Here is an 815-nt window from a genome sequence, read left to right as displayed (position 1 = left end):
TTACCCTCAATTAGGAGTTAATATTTTGTCCCACAACCCAGCAGAAGAAAAAGTAAAGAAGCTTAAAAACGCTATTCTTGGGCACAGGCTCCCCTGCCGAGGCTGCACCAGCGACTGCAGCAATTACGCAACGTGTGACGGCAAGCCTTGGAGAATGACGCCTTCAACTCCTGAAAAGCACTAAACACTCCATCACGCCAACCTACCAAGCACTGTGTGGCCTCCGCTAGCTACCTAACAGTGTGGTAGCTAGCGGTTAGTTAGGTAGCTAGCGGACCCTTAAAGTGACCCACAGCGTGTGTTTTCTTCTAAATTCGATAATGGTCACACAGAGGCCAGAAAAGCCAATAACGATTGAGTACTGATGTTTCAAGGCAAATAGTTTTAAAGTATGCACACCCCTCATGAACGAGAGGCCTAAGAATGACTAGTGGCTCAGAGGCAAAACAAAACGAAATTGCGAATCAAATCCGGTCCATTCTCAATCATCAGGTACAGTCTGTTTTAGCCACTCAAGGCCAAGGAGTGCTCTATCAGCATTTGATGGCCTATTCCGCAGTTGATGACCTCAGCTCTATTTACCTTGCCTCGTTCGACAACACACAAAAAGTTCGAAACATCCGCGCGAATCCAAATGTCAGTTTGCTTTGGGATAATCGAACCGGAAACAACAAAGACCACACCGAAGGATTTGCGCTATCCGCGCACGGCTCTGCCGACATTGTAAACACTGGCTCTCGTCCCGATCTCATAGAACAATTACGAAATAGAAATGACAGCCTGACAAAGCTACTCAACGCCGAACAGTCTGTGTT

The 815-nt window shown here is 46.9% G+C and carries 2 protein-coding genes; both read left to right on the top strand.

Annotation, left to right across the window (positions count from 1 at the left end):
• A partial coding sequence (locus tag A3750_RS26725) for a hypothetical protein (protein WP_231871681.1) occupies nt 1-184 on the top strand: 184 nt, incomplete at its 5' end.
• Between the two features lie 239 nt (nt 185-423).
• The coding region (locus tag A3750_RS02580; protein ID WP_068548003.1) for a pyridoxamine 5'-phosphate oxidase family protein at nt 424-815 on the top strand (392 nt) is incomplete at its 3' end.

It is taken from the genome of Oleiphilus sp. HI0079 (assembly GCF_001635105.1).
Note: the sequence above shows the minus strand (reverse complement) of the source record. Positions and strands in the feature narration are given on the sequence as shown.